This window comes from Methylobacterium oryzae (genome assembly GCF_036441375.1).
GTDB lineage: Bacteria > Pseudomonadota > Alphaproteobacteria > Rhizobiales > Beijerinckiaceae > Methylobacterium > Methylobacterium oryzae_A.
Window position 1 is genome coordinate 296404 of the sequence record NZ_MLCA01000008.1, and the last position, 15912, is coordinate 312315.

15 protein-coding genes are annotated in these 15912 nt (G+C 71.6%); 12 read left to right on the forward strand and 3 right to left on the reverse strand.

Annotated elements, in window-relative coordinates:
• Window positions 1–83 precede the first annotated feature (83 nt).
• The 3 genes from MOTC310_RS17405 to MOTC310_RS17415 all read left to right on the forward strand — a co-directional run bounded on the left by MOTC310_RS17405 (window position 84) and on the right by MOTC310_RS17415 (window position 1229).
• A complete protein-coding gene (locus MOTC310_RS17405) occupies window positions 84–359 on the forward strand; it encodes a hypothetical protein (protein WP_331292080.1) in 276 nt (91 codons plus the stop codon).
• 219 nt (window positions 360–578) lie between these two features.
• Entirely contained in the window at window positions 579–836 is a 258-nt protein-coding gene (locus tag MOTC310_RS17410; protein ID WP_331292081.1) for a hypothetical protein, read from the forward strand.
• Between the two features lie 141 nt (window positions 837–977).
• Entirely contained in the window at window positions 978–1229 is a 252-nt protein-coding gene (locus tag MOTC310_RS17415) for a hypothetical protein (RefSeq protein WP_331292082.1), read from the forward strand.
• A 174-nt stretch (window positions 1230–1403) separates the two neighbouring features.
• On the opposite strand, the gene MOTC310_RS17420 is transcribed toward MOTC310_RS17415, so the two are convergent.
• On the reverse strand, window positions 1404–1688 hold the full coding sequence (locus MOTC310_RS17420; protein WP_331292083.1) for a hypothetical protein: 285 nt from the start codon (window positions 1686–1688) through the stop codon (window positions 1404–1406).
• A 573-nt stretch (window positions 1689–2261) separates the two neighbouring features.
• Between MOTC310_RS17420 and MOTC310_RS17425 the strand changes: the two genes are divergently transcribed.
• The 8 genes from MOTC310_RS17425 (at window position 2262) to MOTC310_RS17460 (ending at window position 14389) form a co-directional block, all read left to right on the forward strand.
• Window positions 2262–3875, forward strand: a complete 1614-nt coding sequence (locus MOTC310_RS17425) for an adenylate/guanylate cyclase domain-containing protein (RefSeq protein WP_331302699.1) — start codon at window positions 2262–2264, stop codon at window positions 3873–3875.
• Between the two features lie 157 nt (window positions 3876–4032).
• A complete protein-coding gene (locus tag MOTC310_RS17430; RefSeq protein WP_331302700.1) occupies window positions 4033–4572 on the forward strand; it encodes an efflux RND transporter permease subunit in 540 nt (179 codons plus the stop codon).
• Window positions 4573–5139: 567 nt separating this feature from the next.
• Entirely contained in the window at window positions 5140–8592 is a 3453-nt protein-coding gene (locus tag MOTC310_RS17435) for an autotransporter-associated beta strand repeat-containing protein (RefSeq protein WP_331302701.1), read from the forward strand.
• The gene (locus MOTC310_RS17440) at window positions 8580–10577 is read left to right on the forward strand and encodes a molybdopterin biosynthesis protein (protein WP_419539926.1); all 1998 of its coding nucleotides are present in this window, start codon (window positions 8580–8582) and stop codon (window positions 10575–10577) included. The genes MOTC310_RS17435 and MOTC310_RS17440 overlap by 13 nt, the downstream gene beginning before the upstream one ends.
• Before the next feature lie 240 nt (window positions 10578–10817).
• Window positions 10818–12068 (forward strand): molybdopterin molybdotransferase MoeA, encoded by a 1251-nt coding sequence (locus MOTC310_RS17445; protein WP_331302702.1) that lies wholly within the window; start codon window positions 10818–10820, stop codon window positions 12066–12068.
• 100 nt (window positions 12069–12168) lie between these two features.
• Window positions 12169–12864: an ABC transporter permease gene (locus tag MOTC310_RS17450; RefSeq protein ID WP_331302703.1), complete on the forward strand. Its 696-nt coding sequence runs from the start codon at window positions 12169–12171 to the stop codon at window positions 12862–12864.
• Window positions 12861–13571, forward strand: a complete 711-nt coding sequence (locus MOTC310_RS17455; RefSeq protein WP_331302704.1) for an ATP-binding cassette domain-containing protein — start codon at window positions 12861–12863, stop codon at window positions 13569–13571. The genes MOTC310_RS17450 and MOTC310_RS17455 overlap by 4 nt, the downstream gene beginning before the upstream one ends.
• Entirely contained in the window at window positions 13544–14389 is an 846-nt protein-coding gene (locus MOTC310_RS17460) for an ABC transporter substrate-binding protein (protein ID WP_331302705.1), read from the forward strand. The genes MOTC310_RS17455 and MOTC310_RS17460 overlap by 28 nt, the downstream gene beginning before the upstream one ends.
• Before the next feature lie 7 nt (window positions 14390–14396).
• Here the strand turns inward: MOTC310_RS17460 and MOTC310_RS17465 are convergent, their stop codons facing one another.
• Together MOTC310_RS17465 and MOTC310_RS17470 are read right to left on the reverse strand one after the other, a co-directional pair.
• Window positions 14397–14636, reverse strand: coding sequence for a hypothetical protein (locus MOTC310_RS17465; RefSeq protein WP_331302706.1), 240 nt, complete (start codon window positions 14634–14636; stop codon window positions 14397–14399).
• Between the two features lie 27 nt (window positions 14637–14663).
• On the reverse strand, window positions 14664–15299 hold the full coding sequence (locus MOTC310_RS17470; protein ID WP_331292885.1) for a PRC-barrel domain-containing protein: 636 nt from the start codon (window positions 15297–15299) through the stop codon (window positions 14664–14666).
• A gap of 253 nt (window positions 15300–15552) precedes the next feature.
• Between MOTC310_RS17470 and MOTC310_RS17475 the strand changes: the two genes are divergently transcribed.
• Window positions 15553–15897 (forward strand): avidin/streptavidin family protein, encoded by a 345-nt coding sequence (locus tag MOTC310_RS17475; protein ID WP_331292884.1) that lies wholly within the window; start codon window positions 15553–15555, stop codon window positions 15895–15897.
• The last annotated feature ends 15 nt before the right edge of the window (window positions 15898–15912 follow it).

Sequence of the window (15912 nt, forward strand, 5' to 3'; positions counted from 1 at the left end):
GTCATCACGTCGGAGGCTCCGATTTTCTTCGGAACGGTCCTGGCGATGCTGCCGTTGAGGGGCACCAAAACAGGAGATGCTCGATGACACGCTTGCCGATGATCGTCCTCGCCACCCTCGCTCTCGGGGGCAGCGCGATCGCCGCCGAACAGGGGGCTTCGTCCAAGAGTCCGGGCCACGAGATGCAGGATCGCGGGAGCCGCGCCGGAAGCCCGGGCGCGTCCGGCTACGCGCCTGGCCACGAGATGAAGTCCGGCGGGACGGAATCGACCGGTTCGACCACGCGGAGCGGCACCTCCGGGACCGGCACGACCGGGACCGGCAGCTCCGGAACGAGTTCGACCGGCACCCGTCGCTGACGAGATCGCCCCGTCCGGACCCGTCGGCCGGACGGGGCGCGCTGACCGAGGACGCGCCACCGGCCGGCTCCACGTCGATTGGCCGGCTACGAAAGCTGTTCTCGGACAAACGGGAAGACGGAATTCGAACCGGTGAACATTGCTGGCGGGCCGTGCTGAATATGAAATCGATAAGTTCTGCCCGCGTTGTTAGCGATAGATAGCAAGCAAGGACGCATCATGAAGAAACTCATCATGACCTTGACCGCTGGTGCCGCGCTCCTGGGTGCTGCCTCCGCCGCCCAGGCTCACGAATGGGGGAGCGGCTACGGCTACGGACCGGGTTACGGCCATTCCCGCGTGATCGTGCGCGAGGGCTATCGCGACGGCTATCGCGGTGTCCGATTCGGCCACCGCGACTGGGATCGTCCCGGTGTTCGCGTGATCGAGCGTCGCGGCCACGGTTACGGTCACCGCGACCACGATTGGGATGACTGAGTTCGACCCGGTCTCTCAGAGAATTCAGGGGGGCGCCCGGCCGGGCGCCCTTTTTCGTGCTGTCGAAGGGCTCGGCGCGTGCAACGATTGTCCGCCCCTCCGGCTTTCTGAGCAGTTCACCGAGCTGAGGAACAGCATCGCATGCCGCTACGCCTGATCACGACCGCTCTGCTTCTGTCCACGGGAGCCACGGCGGCTCTCGCCGCGCCCATGTCGGCCAACGACAAGTCGGCGCTTCAGCAGCAATGCATGGGTGACTTCACCACCTTCTGCGGTGACATGCCGCCCGACGAGGGGCCCGAGACTCAGGCCTGCTTCGAGAAGAACATGTCGAAGCTCTCGCCGGGCTGTCAGGGCGCCATCCAGAGCTACAAGCAGGGCAAGAAGGGCTGATCGGACGGGAAAGTCAGATCGCATAGAGGGGCCGCTCTCGCGCGGCGGGGCGCTGCCGGCCGAGGATCGACGGTACAGCCCTCCGATGATCGGCGCGGTTCCGGGACCGCGCACGGGCGACGCCGGTCGCGCCGACACGCGTGCAGGGGCGGCTCAGGCCGCCCCTGCGGATACTCAGTAGCTGTAGGAGCGCCGCGGGTAGCCCTGGGACGGGCCGTACCCGGTGTCGCGCGGCTGCACGCGCGAGCCGTACTCGATCTCCCTGCGCCGAGCCTGGCGGTTGGCGAGGTAGCGGCCGCCCAGGCAGCCGGCCACGGCGCCGACGACGCCGCGCTCGGCGAGATAGTGGCCGGCCAGACCGCCGATGATCGCGCCCTTGATACAGCCCTTCGCCTCAGCAGCGCCGACGCTCATGAGCGTCATGAGTGCGATGGCGGATGCTCGTCCAACGATGCGCATACTGATGCTCCTCTTCGATCCGGAGGAGAATGCACCTGCGCGAGGACCGTTCCGACCACGGGCGGCGCCCCGAGCGCCCTCGCGCGCGTCCGCGACGATCGTGGGGAGCGCAGCCGCGGACACGTTCTTGGAGCGCGACGCCGATCTGCCGACCCGAACGCCGTGTGTTCCGCAGCGGCGCGCTGCGGAAGATCTGCGGGACCATCCCGGGCGCCGCGCTCGCGAATGCCGGAAACGATGTCGGAAGAGCGCCGAACAGCTTCATCGGCCCCGACAACGATGCGCCCGGCCCACGGCGATCCGCGGCGGAACATGGGCGTGTGAGCACGCCGGCGGCGCGATCACGCTGAGCGGTCGAAGACCACGAAGCCGTGAGACCGCCCGGTGAGGTGCGCCCGCGCGATGACATCCTGCGGTTGATTGATTGTATTGCCTCATAATCCGCGCGGACATTGCATTGGCGCGAGATTTCGGGCCGCACCCGGAAAGGCAACGCTTCTCAGGGGAGAATTGTCTGTATATGGATCGGCTCAAGAAAAGGGTCCGTGTCCTGATTCCTTGGGGTCATGGGTGATGTCGAGCTTTGACGAATCGGCCGCGCGCCAGCAACGCTTCATGGGCCCCCTCCTCGTGGCGGCGATCCTGTTCGGTCTGGCAGGGCTGCCGGTCGCGGTCTGGCTCGACCTGCGCGGCCTGTCCGAGCGCATGCTCGCCACCCAGGCGATCGAGACCGGCCGGATCATCGATCAGATGCGGAGCTTCTACGCCAGCGACGTCGTCCAGGCGGTCAACGCCGCGACCGGCCGGGTCGAGACGCGCCACGACTACAAGGGCGTGCCGAACGCGATCCCGATCCCCGCGACGCTCTCGCTGGAGCTCGGCGAGCGGATCAGCGGCGGGGACGGCGCGGTGAAGTATCGTTTCGTCTCCGATCTCCCGTTCAAGGACCGCAAGCCGCACGATCTGGACGCCTTCGAGATCCAGGCCCTGGCGGACCTCCGGGCCCACCCGCAGACCGGCTTCGTCAGCGAGACGACGGGCGCGTTCTTCGACCGGCAGGTGCGCATCGCGGCGCCGATCCGCATGGAATCCGCCTGCGTGCGCTGCCACAACGCCCATCCGCTCAGCCCGAAGGCCGACTGGAAGGTCGGCGACGTCCGCGGCATCCAGGAGATCGTCCTGCACCAGCCGATCGCCGCCAACGTCTTCGCCTTCAAGTACCTGCTCGGCTACTTCATCCTGGCGGCACTCGCCGGCACCACCTTCCTGCTGCTGCAGGCGCGCCAATCCCGCCTCATCGACCGGATGAACCGCGAGCTGACGGAGTCGAACGGGTTCCTGGCGTCGGTCTCGGTGCAGATCGCCAAGTACATCTCGCCTCAAGTCTACAAGAGCATCTTCAGCGGCGAGCGGGACGTGTCGGTGGCGACCGAGCGCAAGAAGCTGACGATCTTCTTCTCCGACATCAAGGATTTCACCGCTACCACCGAGCGCCTGCAGCCCGAGGAGCTGACCGTCCTCCTGAACGAATACCTGACCGAGATGACCGCCATCGCGCTGAAGCATGGCGGCACGGTCGACAAGTATATCGGCGACGCAATGCTGGTCTTCTTCGGCGATCCGGAGAGCCGAGGCGTCCGCGAGGACGCGCAGGCCTGCGTCCGCATGGCGATCGACATGCAGAAGCGCCTGGGCCAGCTGAACGCCCGCTGGCGGCGATCCGGCATCGAGCGCCCGTTTCAGGCCCGGATCGGCATCAACACGGGCTACTGCAACGTCGGAAACTTCGGCAGCGACGAGCGGATGGACTACACGATCATCGGCGCGGAGGCGAACCTCGCCGCGCGCCTTCAGGCGGCCGCGGTCCCGGGCGGGATCACGCTGAGCTACGAGACCTACGCGCTGGTGAGCGACATCGTCCAGGCGAGTCCGCAGGAGCCGATCCGCATGAAGGGCATCAGCCGCGAAGTCGTCCCCTACGCCGTCGAGGGCGATCTCACCGCCGAGGCACCGGAGACCATCTTCTCCGAGCACGCCCGGGGGATCGACTTCTACGTCGATGTCGACGCCCTCGAGATGGAAGGCGCGGCGCGGCTCCGGAAGCGCCTGCTCGACACGCTCGCGGCCGTCGACCGCCGGATGACCGGCGCCCCGGAGGCCGGCGCGCCGCAATCCGTGGCCGGCTGAGGACCGGCGCGAGGGCGGCAGCGGGCGATGGCAGGTGGCCGGGTCCGCGCGCGAGCCCGGCGACGGCATAGAGACCTGCGGGGAGCGGGCAGCGGGGCTGGTCGGGGCCGACGCTACCGTCCATCCTTCGCGCGGCGCGCCTGGATGAAGGGGGCCGGTGCAGGTCGTCGGCTTCCACGGCTATCCGAGCATCGAGATCTTCGGCGGCGGCGCGCCGGGCGAGGCCAGCGGCGACCCCGTGGCCGTGATGGAGCGCCCCGCCACGCGATCGTCGCCGGGCTTCGACGTCGCCCGGACCGGGCCGTCTCTGCGGGAGAAGCGGTTGGGACGTCGGGCGGTCGACCTGCTGGTCCTGGCGCTGCTCCGCGTCTTCCTCGGCGTCGCGGCGCCGTCCGAGAGCCGGGCCGTCCCGCCGGCGGTGCTGCTCGCGGTGCCGACGGGCGTGGTCGGCGCGATCTTCGAAACGCTCGTCCGCGGCGTGCCCAACGACGTCCAGTTCAAGGTCGGCCTGATCACCGTGATCGGCCTGACAGCGAAGACCGCGATCCTGATCATCGAGGAGGCCGGGGAAGCCCTGGCGAAGGGCCGAGACGTGCAGCAAGCGGCGCTGGAGGCCTGCGGGCCGCGCTTCCGGCCGATCATCGTGGCCTCTCTCGCGCTCATCCTCGGCGCGGTCCCCGCGCCGGCGCCACCGTGAACAGCCGGCGGGCGATCGGCACGGGCGTGCTCGGCGGGATGATCACCGCGACGGGGCCCGCCGTGTGCTGGGCGCTCGGGCCGCTCCGGACCCGCCGGGCGGTGGCGCGCCGGCCGTCTCCATCGCCGGTCTCGCGCCCGCAGCTCCTTGATGGCCGCGCGGCGAGATCGGATCCGACGCAGACCCGGTGCGCGGGCCCGGCTCGCGTTCCGCAGCGCGCCGGATCGCGGGCGATGCCGGTTCCCTAGTCTATGGGCGGCCCCATCCACGAACCGGCGGCACCGCGATCTGCCGCCGCGGGCGCGATGGTCGCACACCAGTGTCTCCGGCGCGCCGGAGCCATAGTGTCGACATTTACACCTAACGCCGGTGCGGTTGTCGAACGTCCGACGGCCCCAGACCTGTTGCGGCGATGCAGCTTGAGACCTGGAATACTGAGGAGATCGCGCGCAAAGCTGGTGAAACCGTGATCGAACGGGCCACCGAACGATCGCGTTTGCCAGCTGTTAACCTTCCGCCGGCCCTCCTGCGCGCTCACGATCACGTGGTTGAAACGGCGGGTTGACGGTGTTGACGTTCCTCGAGCGCTATGGTGCGGCGCTGCTGGCCGGAATGGCGTTCTCGATGCCCGCGACGGGCGGGCGCGCCGAGGGGGTCCCCTGGGGCCTGTACGCGGACAAGACGGCCAGCGTCACCATCCCGTTCGTGTCCAACATCATCTTCGCGCCGGAGACCCCCGAGGGGAAGCCGAGCCCGGGTGCGGTCCTGAGCGTCGGCTTCGACGGTCAGAGCCGCAGCGATTTCCAGGTGGATACGGGGTCCACCGGCATCGCCATCGGCAAAGACTCCCACGCCTGGAGACCGGCGCCCGGCCAACAGCCGATCGGACAAGGGCAGATCACCTACAGCAGCAGCCAGCGGGTGCTGTCGGGTGATCTCTACGAGACCACCGTCCAACTCTTCGATCCGGCCACGGGCGCCGTCCTCGCGGCGACGCGGGTCCCGATCCTGCGGGTGATGTCGGAGACGAAGGGCAACGTCCCGGTGACCGGCCCGATCACGACGCAGATGTTCGGTATCGGCTTCGGTCGTGAGGCCGCGGGCTTTCCGGACGGGACGCCCAACGCGAATCCGCTGCTCAACATCAACTACATCGCCACCGGCGACGCCTCGAAGCTCGTCCGCGGCTACATCGTGAGCCAGACCGGGATCCAGCTCGGCCTGACGGCTGCCAGCACGCAAGGGACAACCTTCCTGCGCTTGGCGGCCGGTCCGGATACCGGGAAGGGCATCGAGTGGCAGATGACGCCGGGCGCTCTGCAGGCCGGGGGCGCCATCGGCTCGGGAACCGTCTTGCCCGATACCGGTGTCTACGATTCCTACATCAAGCTTCCGGACGGGAGCAGCGTCGAGACGGGCGCACCGATCCCGAGGGGAACGCTCGTGACCGTCTACATGCCAGGGCGCACGGATCCGCCCGTGGCGCTCTACAGCTTCAGGGTCGGCGACACGAACAATCCGCTCGCCCCGGTCGGCGTGGTCCATGCCGAAAGCGCGAAGCCGACCGACACGGGCGCGACCTACATCAACACGACGATCACGATCCTCCGGGGCTTCAATCTCATCTACGACGCCGATAGCGGCTTCGCGGGCTATCAGCGCATTCTTCCCGAGAGCGCGGATCTCGTCGCGAAGCCGATGATCGCGCTGCAGGGCAGCCTGAGCTTGGCCTCGCAGTTCACGACCGGCCTCCCGGTCTTCCTGATGAGTACGACGGCGTTGAACCCGCTCGATGTCGCGAGCCTCGGCGGCGACATCTCCGGGCCCGGCGGCCTGATCAAGGTCGGGCTCGGCACGCTCGAACTCGCCGGCACCAACACCTATGCCGGCGGCACCGCCGTCTACGGTGGTACCCTGGCCGTCTCCCGCGACGCCAATCTCGGCGCCGCCGGCACCGGCCTGACCCTCGGCGGCGGCACCCTCGAGGTCCTCGCCGACGGCTTCGCCACCGCCCGCCCGCTCACGCTCGCTGGCCCCGGCACCCTGCAGATCGATGTCGGCACCGCCACCTTCGCGGGGCCGATCGCCGACGGCGGCCAGCCGGGCGTGCTCGTCAAGACCGGCCCCGGCACCGCCGTGCTGTCGGCGGCCAACACGTTCACGGGCGGCGTCCTGCTCGGCGCCGGCACCCTGGCCCTGACCGCCACCGGCAGCCTCACCGCGCCCGTCCTCGTGGGCGCCGCGGCGAGCTTCCTCAATGCCGGCCTCGTCTCCGGCAGCGTCGCCAATCTCGGCGTGCTCGCCAACAGCGGCACCGTCACGGGCGGGCTGACCAATGCCGGCCTCGCGTCCAACACCGGCACGATCGGCGGCGGCGCGGCCAACACCGGCAGCCTGGTCAATGCCGGCACCATCGCGGGCGGGCTGACCAATGCCGGTCAGGCGCTCAACAGCGGCACGGTCGGCGGCGGCGCGGCCAACAGCGGCAGCCTGGTCAATGCCGGCACCCTCGCGGGCGGGCTGATCAATACCGGCACGGCCCTCAACACCGGCGCCATCGCCGGCGGCGTCGCCAACACCGGCCTCCTCGCCACGAGCGGTACGGTCAGTGGCGGCCTGTCCAATGCCGGCACCGTGCTCGCCAGCGGCGGCCGCCTCGACGGCGCCATCGCCAACGAGGCCGGCCTGCTCGCCGTGTCCAGGACCGTCACCAGCAGCGGCTCCTTCGCCAACGCCGCCGGCGCGACGCTGGCCGTCACCGGCAGCTACAGCCTCGCCGGGCCCCTCACCAATGCCGGCCTCGTCGCGGTCGCCCCGGCCGCCAGCCTCACGGCGCCCGCCGGCCTCAGCAATGCCGGCCTCGTCGCCAGCGCCGGCACCCTCACCGCCGACCTGACCAACACCGGCATCGCCCAGCTCTCCGGCCAGCTCAACGGCACCCTCACCAATGCCGGCCTCCTGCAGATCACCGGCCCGCTCGCCGGGCTGACCAGCCTGACCAACACCGGCGCGCTCGACCTCGGCGGCACCGCCGTCGCGGTGGCGCGCCTCGCCGGCTCCGCCTCCGCGGTCCTGGGCAACGGCGCCCTGACCGTCACGGGCGCGACCGCCTCGACCTACGCCGGCGCCATCCTGGAGACCGCCAGCCCGACCAGCCTGACCAAGGCCGGGACCGGCACGCTCGCGCTCACCGGCCTCGGCCGCTTCTCCGGCCCGACCACSGTCCAGGCCGGAACCCTCTCGCTCGACGGGCTCTGGACCTCGCCGGTCACGGTCGCGGCCGCCGGCACCCTGCGCGGCATCGGCACCGTCGCGGCCCCGGTCACCGTCGCCGGCGCCCTGCGGCCGGGCAAATCCCCCGGCACGCTGACCGTGCTCGGCCCGGTGGCGCTCGCGCCCGGCAGCAGCCTCGGGCTGGACATCGACGGGCCGGGCACCGGCACCGGCGCCGGCAGCTACGCCCGCCTCCTGGCGCTCGGCTCGACCGGCACGGTCTCGGCCAACGGCACCCTGGTGCCGGAGCTGCGCGGCATCACCGGCAACGCCACCAACAGCTTCACCCCGGCGCTCGGCCAGCGCTTCGGCGTGCTCACCGCGCAGGCCGGGCTGTCGGGCACGTTCACCGGGCTCGCCCAGCCGGCGGCGGGCCTGCCGGCCGGCACGCGCCTCGACGCGCTCTACGCCGCCACCGGCCTCGACCTCGTGGTCACGCCCGCCGCCTACGGCAACCTCGCCGGGCTCGGCCTCGCCCAGACCGGCAACGCCCGGGCGGTGGGCGCGGCGCTGGACACCGGCGCGCACGCCGCGCCGCCGCGGCGCGACCGGCTGCTGCGCAAGATCGCCTCGCCGATCGGCCTCACGGAGGTGATCTTCGTGCGCGGCCGGCCGGACGGCGTCGAGCCCCTCGGGGGAGCCGAGCTCCCGCTGCGTCGGTTGATCGAGGCAGACGGGGTCGTGATGGTCGCACCGGAGCGCGAGGGCTATCCGGCCGGGGAAGAGATCGAGGTTTGGCCGCTGTGAGCCCGGATTCGAACTCGGAAACCGAGACGGCCTTCGCCGAGCGGCTCGCGGCCGCATCGCGACAGGAGCAGTTCCTCACGGTGATGAGCCGCGCGGAGGCCCTCGCGGCCTTCCGGGCCGCGGTCCCGCACAGCGCGCTGGCGCCCGAGACCGTCTCCCTGCCCGACGCGCTCGGACGGGTGCTGGCCCGCGATGTCGCTTCGCCGCGGGACGTTCCCCCGTTCGATCGCGCGCTCGTGGACGGCTTCGCGCTGCGCGCCGCCGACACCGAGGGGGCGTCGCCGGCGAGCCCGCGACGGCTCACCCTCAATCGGGAGATCCTGGCCTGCGGCGTCGCGCCGACCCTGGCGGTGCGGCCCGGCACGGCCACGCCCATCGCCACGGGCGGGGTGATCCCGCGCGGAGCGGACGCCGTGGTCATGGTCGAGCAGACGGAGCTCGACGCGGACGCGCTCGCCATCGACGTGGCGGCGGCCGCCCGGCCCGGGCAGTTCGTCGGCTATGCCGGCGCCGACATGGCCGCCGGCGAGACCGTGCTGCGCCGGGGCCTGCGGATCACGGCCCGCGAGATCGGGATGCTGGCCGCCTGCGGCCTCGCCGCGGTGGCGGTGGTGCGGCGTCCGCGCGTCGCAATCCTCTCCACGGGCGACGAGTTGGTCGCCCCCGGCGCGCCGCTGCCGCCGGGCTCGATCTACGACTCGAACGGGGCGATCGTGGCGGCGGCCGTTGCCGAGAACGGCGGCGAGCCGGTGCGGCTCGGGATCGTGCGCGACGACGCGCCAATCCTGGAAGCGATCCTCGGTGACGCCCTGCGCGCTCACGACCTCGTCGTGCTCTCAGGGGGGACCTCCAAAGGGGCCGGCGACGTCTCGCACCGCGTCCTCTCCGGTCTCGGGGCGCCCGGCATTCTCGTTCACGGGGTCGCCCTGAAACCCGGCAAACCCCTCTGCCTGGCTCTGGCCCAGGGCACGCCGATCGTCGTGCTGCCCGGATTTCCGACCTCGGCGATGTTCACGTTCCACGATTTCGTCGTGCCCCTGATCCGGGCGCAGGCCGGGCTGCCGCCCCGAGAGGAGGAAACCGTCGCGGCGCGCCTCACGCAGCGCGTCGCCTCGGAACTCGGCCGGACGGAGTTCGTGATGACCTCCCTCGCCCGCGGGCCGGAGGGACCCATCGCCCTGCCGCTGCCCAAGGGCTCCGGATCGGTCACCGCCTTCTCGCAGGCCGACGGGTTCTTCGCCGTGCCGTCCGAGCGCCCGGGCCTGGAGCCGGGGGAGGGGGTCTCCGTCGTGCGGCTCGGCGCCGGCATCGAGGCGCCGGATCTCACGATCGTCGGGAGCCACTGCGTCGGCCTCGACCGCGTCGTCGGCCTGCTGGCCGATCGCGGGTTTCGCGCGCGCACCATCTGGGTCGGCTCGGCCGGGGGCCTCGCGGCGCTGCGGCGCGGCGAGTGCGATCTCGCCGCCATGCACCTCTTCGATCCCGAATCCGGGCGCTACAACGCGCCGTTCCTCGAACCGGGCATGATTCTGGTCCCGGGCTGGCGTCGGCTTCAGGGCATCGTGTTCCGGCGCGACGATCCGCGCTTCGCGGGTCGCGCGCCGGCCGACGCGGTCGCGGCGGCCCTCGCCGACCCGGACGCCGTGATGGTCAACCGCAACGCGGGTTCCGGCACGCGCCTGCTCCTCGACGGGCTGCTCAAGGGCGCGAGACCGGCCGGATTCTGGAACCAGCCGCGCTCGCACAATGCGGTCGCCGCCGCGGTGGCGCAGGGACGGGCGGATTGGGGCGTGGCGATCTCCAGCGTCGCGGAGACCTACGCGCTCGGCTTCCTGCCCCTGACCGAGGAGAACTACGACCTGGTCCACCGGGGCAGGGCGGAGGACGTCCCGGCGCTCGCCGCGTTCCTGGCCATCCTCAGGGAGGGGGAGGCGAGACAGGCCTTGCGGGGGCTCGGCTTCGCGCCAGCAGACGGCGGGCCGTGAGCGGAACGCGTCTGACGGTCCCGCCGCCTGGTCCGAGGCGGCAACGGGGCAGGGGCCCGACGTACCACGGCGCCTGACGCGCGGCCCCGCCCGCATCCTGACCGCGGGGCCGCGGGGCCTTGGCGGTCGCTGCGGGGCTCGACGGGGCGGCACGCAGCGCCGATATCGTGGTAACCCGGGGCGCGGGCGCCGGGCAGGGTGCCGGCCCGGTGCGGGCATGAGCCGAGAGAGTGGCAGGCGGTGGCACAGCTGACCGACGATTGCTTCGCCTTCGGGGGCAAGCTCATGCGGATCGAGGAGGCGGTCGCGCTCATCGCCGAGCGCATGCCGGTCCTCGCCGACATCGAGACCGTGCCGCTCGCTCTCGCCGACGGCCGCATCTGCGCGCAGGATGTCCTGGCGAAGCACGACCTGCCGCCCTTCGCCAATTCGGCGGTCGATGGTTACGCGGTGCGCCACGCCGATCTGGCGCGCGAGGGCGAGACGCTCCTGCCCCTGGGCGGTCGCCTCGCGGCCGGCGCGGTCCCGGGCAGCGAGGCGATCGCGGGCGCCGTGCGGATCTTCACGGGTGCGCCGATGCCGAACGGCGCCGACACCGTCTTCATGCAGGAGGACGTCCGCGCCGACGGCGATCGCGTGTGCCTGCCCCCGAACTTGAAGCGGGGCGCCAACACGCGACCGGCGGGCGAGGACCTGCCGCGCGGCGGTCTGGCCATCCCCGCGGGGCGGCGCCTGCGTCCGCAGGATCTGGCTCTCGCGGCCGCCACGGGGCATTCCGAGCTCGCGGTGCGCCGCCGCCTGCGGGTCGCGCTGTTCTCCACGGGCGACGAGCTGGCCGAGCCCGGCGCACCGTTGCGGCCCGGTCAGGTCTACGATTCGAACCGCGCCCTGCTGGCGGGGCTCCTGAAGCGCCTCGGCGTCGCGGTCGACGATCTGGGGATCATCCGGGACGACCCGGCCGCCCTGAGGGCCCGGCTGGACGCGGCCAGCGGCGGCCACGACCTGGTCCTGACCTCCGGCGGCGTCTCGACGGGGGAAGAGGACCACGTGAAGGGGGCGGTCGAGGCGCTGGGACGGCTGGCCGTCTGGCGGCTCGCGATCAAGCCGGGGCGGCCGATCGCCCTCGGCCAGATCGGCGACAAGCTGTTCGTCGGGCTGCCCGGCAACCCGGTCGCCGTTTACGTCACGCTGCTCTTCGTGGTGCGGCCGCTCCTCGCCCGGCTCGGCGGCGGCCTGACCGAGACCCCGGCCTCGTGGCCCGTGCGCGCGGCTTTCGCGTACCGGAAGAAGCCGGGCCGACGGGAATACGTGCGGGTCTGCCTCGAGCGCGACCCCGACGGTGCCCCCGTGGCGCGCAAGTTCCCCCGCGAAGGGGCGGGCGTGCTCACCTCCCTGACGGAGAGCGATGGCCTCGTCGAGCTTCCCGACGACGCGACAACGGTCGCCCCGGGCGATATGCTCACCTACTATCCGCACGCGCTCCTCTGGTAGGCATGACAGGTCCATGCCGCCGAATCCGCGCTTCGAGGCCGGACTTATCGGCTGATCCCGCCATCCGCCTCGTCCTATCCCAGGGGACCGGCCCGGGCGCATGATGCAGACGCTCCAGGAAATTCTGTCCCGGCTGTTCAGCCTGGATCGTGACGTGCTGGCGATCGCGTGGCTGTCGCTGCGCGTCAGCCTCACCGCCGTCGGCATCGGTCTCGTGCTCGGCATCCCCCTGGGTGCCCTCGTGGCCGTCGCCCGCTTTCCCGGACGCGGCGCTGCGGTCGGCCTGCTGAACGCCTTCATGGGGCTGCCGCCCGTGCTCGTCGGCCTCGCGCTCTACCTCGTCCTCTCCCGCTCCGGACCGCTCGGGCCGCTCGGCCTGCTGTTCACCCCCGGCGCGATGATCGCCGCACAGACGACGCTCGCGACTCCGCTCGTCGCCGCCCTGACGCAGCAGGTCGTCGCCGACGCCCGGGTGCATCTCGGCGAGCAGTTGCGCTCCCTCGGGCTCTCCGCGCCGCGTCAGGCCGGGGCGATGATCTACGACGTGCGCTTCTCCCTCGTGACCGCGGCGCTCGCCGCGTTCGGCCGGGCGATCTCGGAGATCGGGGCGGTCCTCGTCGTCGGCGGGAACATCGACGGGTACACCCGCACGATGACGACGGCGATCTCGCTGGAGACCCAGAAGGGCGATCTCAGCCTCGCCCTGGCGCTCGGCCTCGTGCTGATCGGCCTCGTCCTGGTGGTGAACGGCGCCGTGGCCCTGCTCCGCCGCCACGCCGCGCGCGTGTACGGATGAGCGCGGCGCCGGCCATCCGCCTCGAGGACGTGACCCTGTCCCTCGACGGGCGAACGGTGCTCGACCGACTCGGCCTGGAGGTCGCTCCGGGCAGCGTCACGGCCGTCATCGGCCCGAACGGAGCCGGCAAGAGCGTCACCCTCAGGGTCATCGACGGGCTCCTGCGACCCGACGCCGGAACGGTCCGGGTCGGCCCGCAGCGGCGGGCCTTCGTGTTCCAGCGGCCCGCCCTGATCCGCGCGACCGCGGCCGCGAACGTCGCGCTGGCTCTCGGAGGCCTCCCCCGTCCGGCGCGCGCCGCGCGGGTGCAGGAGGCGCTCGCCCGGGTCCGCCTCGCGGAGCGGGCACGCGATGCCGCGACCCGGTTCTCCGGCGGCGAGCAGCAGCGCCTAGCGCTGGCCCGCGCCTGGGCGGTCGAACCCGACCTGCTTCTCCTCGACGAGCCGACCGCGAACCTCGACCCCGCCTCGACCGAGATCGTCGAGGGCCTGGTGTCCGCGATGGCGCGGGCGGGCACCACGGTTTTGCTCGTCTCCCACAATCTCGGGCAGGTGGCGCGCCTCGCCGACACGGTGATCGTGCTGGCCTCCGGCCGCGCCGTCGAGCATGGTCCATCCCGCCAGATCCTGTTCTCGCCCCGCACGTCCGAGGCGCGGGCCTACCTCGCTGGGGAATTGCCGTGGACCCCTTTCGTCGCCGCCTCCTGACCCTGGGATTGGCCGCGCTCCTGAGCGCGGCCGGCCGCCTGCCACCGGCCCGCGCCGACCCGGCCTCGATCGTCGTCGCCTCGACGACCTCGACCGAGCAGTCCGGCCTGTTCAAGCACATCCTGCCGCTCTTCCGGGAGGCGTCGGGGATCGACGTGAAGGTCGTCGCCCTGGGCACGGGCCAGGCGCTCGACGCGGCGCGCCGCGGCGATGCCGACGTGGTGCTGGTCCACGACCGGCCGGCCGAGGACAAGTTCCTCGCCGACGGCTTCGCGAAGACGCGGTACGACGTGATGTACAACGATTTCGTGCTGATCGGCCCAGCCTCCGATCCGGCCGGCGTGCGCGGCCTGGGCGTGCGCGCGGCCTTCGCCAAGCTCGCGGCCAGCAAGGCGGCGTTCGTGTCGCGCGGTGACCGCTCGGGCACCCACAGCGCCGAGCTGCGCAGCTGGAAGGAGGCGGGCGTCGATCTCGCGGCCGCGCGCGGACCCTGGTACCGGGATGTCGGCCAGGGCATGGGCCCCGCGCTCAACACGGCCTCAGCGCTCGGTGCCTACATCCTCGCCGACCGGGGGACGTGGCTCGCGTTCAAGAATCGCGCCGACCTGGTCATCCTGGTTCAGGGTGACCCGAGTCTGTTCAATCCCTACGGCGTGATGCTGGTGAACCCCGACAAGCACCCCGGCGTGAAGGCGAAGGAGGGGCAGGCCTTCATCGACTGGCTTGTCTCACCGGCGGGGCAGCAGGCGATCGCGGGCTACAAGGTCGGCGGCGAGCAGCTGTTCTTCCCGAGCGCCGGCGCGCCCGCGACGCGCTGACCGGGTCTCAGCGGGGTGGCGGGCCGGACTGGCGCCGACGCGCGATGTACCAGAGGGCCAGGACCACGACGGCCACGAGCAGGCTCAGCCAGACCCAGTTGAAGTCGATCGCCGCGGCCGTGGCCGCGCCCGAGCTGGATTGCGCGGGGCCCGTCTCCGAGATCGGCGGCGCCGGGTTGGTCTGCTGTGCCAGTGCGCCCTGGAGGCTCGAAGCCCAGATCATGCCGGTGAGAAGGCCGTTTCGCATGACACTCTTCCTGGTGGGGCGTGGACGCTAGAGGCGGGACTTCCCGGCGCGGAACGCCGGCGCGGCTTCCAGTTGCGCCCGCGTCAGGCGGATCTCGGCGCGCCAGGGCTTCCCACCGACGAGGACCGTGGCCGGCGTGCCGCTGGGCCGCTCGGCCTCCACGGAGCCGGTCGCATCGGTCACGCGACCGCTGTGCTGGTTCTGAACCGCAGCGAGAGCATCGCGGGTGGTTCGCGCCCCCGGCATCGTGTCCGGCCCTGTCCGCGCGGCCGCCTCGGCGCTGGGCGCGGTCTCGGGCGTCACGATCGAGCTCGGACCGCTCGTCAGCGACACATCGCTGAAGTTCCAGGCAATCTGGTCGAAGGGCAGGGCCACGGATTTCTCGCCGATCCCCAGGAAGCCGCCGACCCCGATGACCACCGCCCGGACCTGCCCGCCGCCGTCGACCAACACGTCCTCGATCTTGCCGACCCCGACGTGGTCCATTCCGATCACCGGAACCCCGATCATCTGCGAGGCCGGTATGGTTCCGGGCTCGGGTCCTTCGATGAACCGGGCCGCGGGTGCATCCGGCTGCTGCGCCGGCGGGGCCGCCGCCGCAGGCAGCGCGGCGGTGACGAGGAGGACACCCAGCATGCTGGCTTCGAGAAGGGCACCGCGCATCCCAGGTTCTCCGCACCCGCGCCAAGACACACGACCAGACGCACACGACGAGAACGGTGGACTGCGCCCTTGGGTTCATCGCCGGCGCGATCGGCGGCCCGTCGACCGTGCCGACAGCGCCCGGACTTTTCGGAAGGCCCGCCGTGACGAGAGCCCGAACAGGCATTTTAAGCTGACAACAGCGTTATAGCCGTGCATAAATATCGGACTTCGTGCGGCGAAGGGCCCGCAAGGCTGGAAGTCTGACGCACCGATGTTTGAGGGCTTGTGGCGTAGCGCGACAGGCGCCGAGATCCGCCTCCTGCAATGCGGCGATGCCGTGTCCGGCACCTATACCGCCAAGCCGTCCGAGCGGGACGTGCCGCGGAGCTGCCGGATGCTCGTCGGAGCGGTCAAGGGCGAGAATATCGGCTTCGTGACGAGTTCCGCCGCATCGCGATCGATCAAGAGCTGGACAGGTCACCTCTTCCAGGACGACGCGGCGGACGTCCCCGAACTGCATGCCGTGTGTCACTCGACCGACTGGTCGGTGCCGCGGCCCGATCGGGACCGGACGGTGACGCTGACGACGATCGTTTTCAGGAAGGCGGCCCCCTGAGCCGGGCGGCCCGCC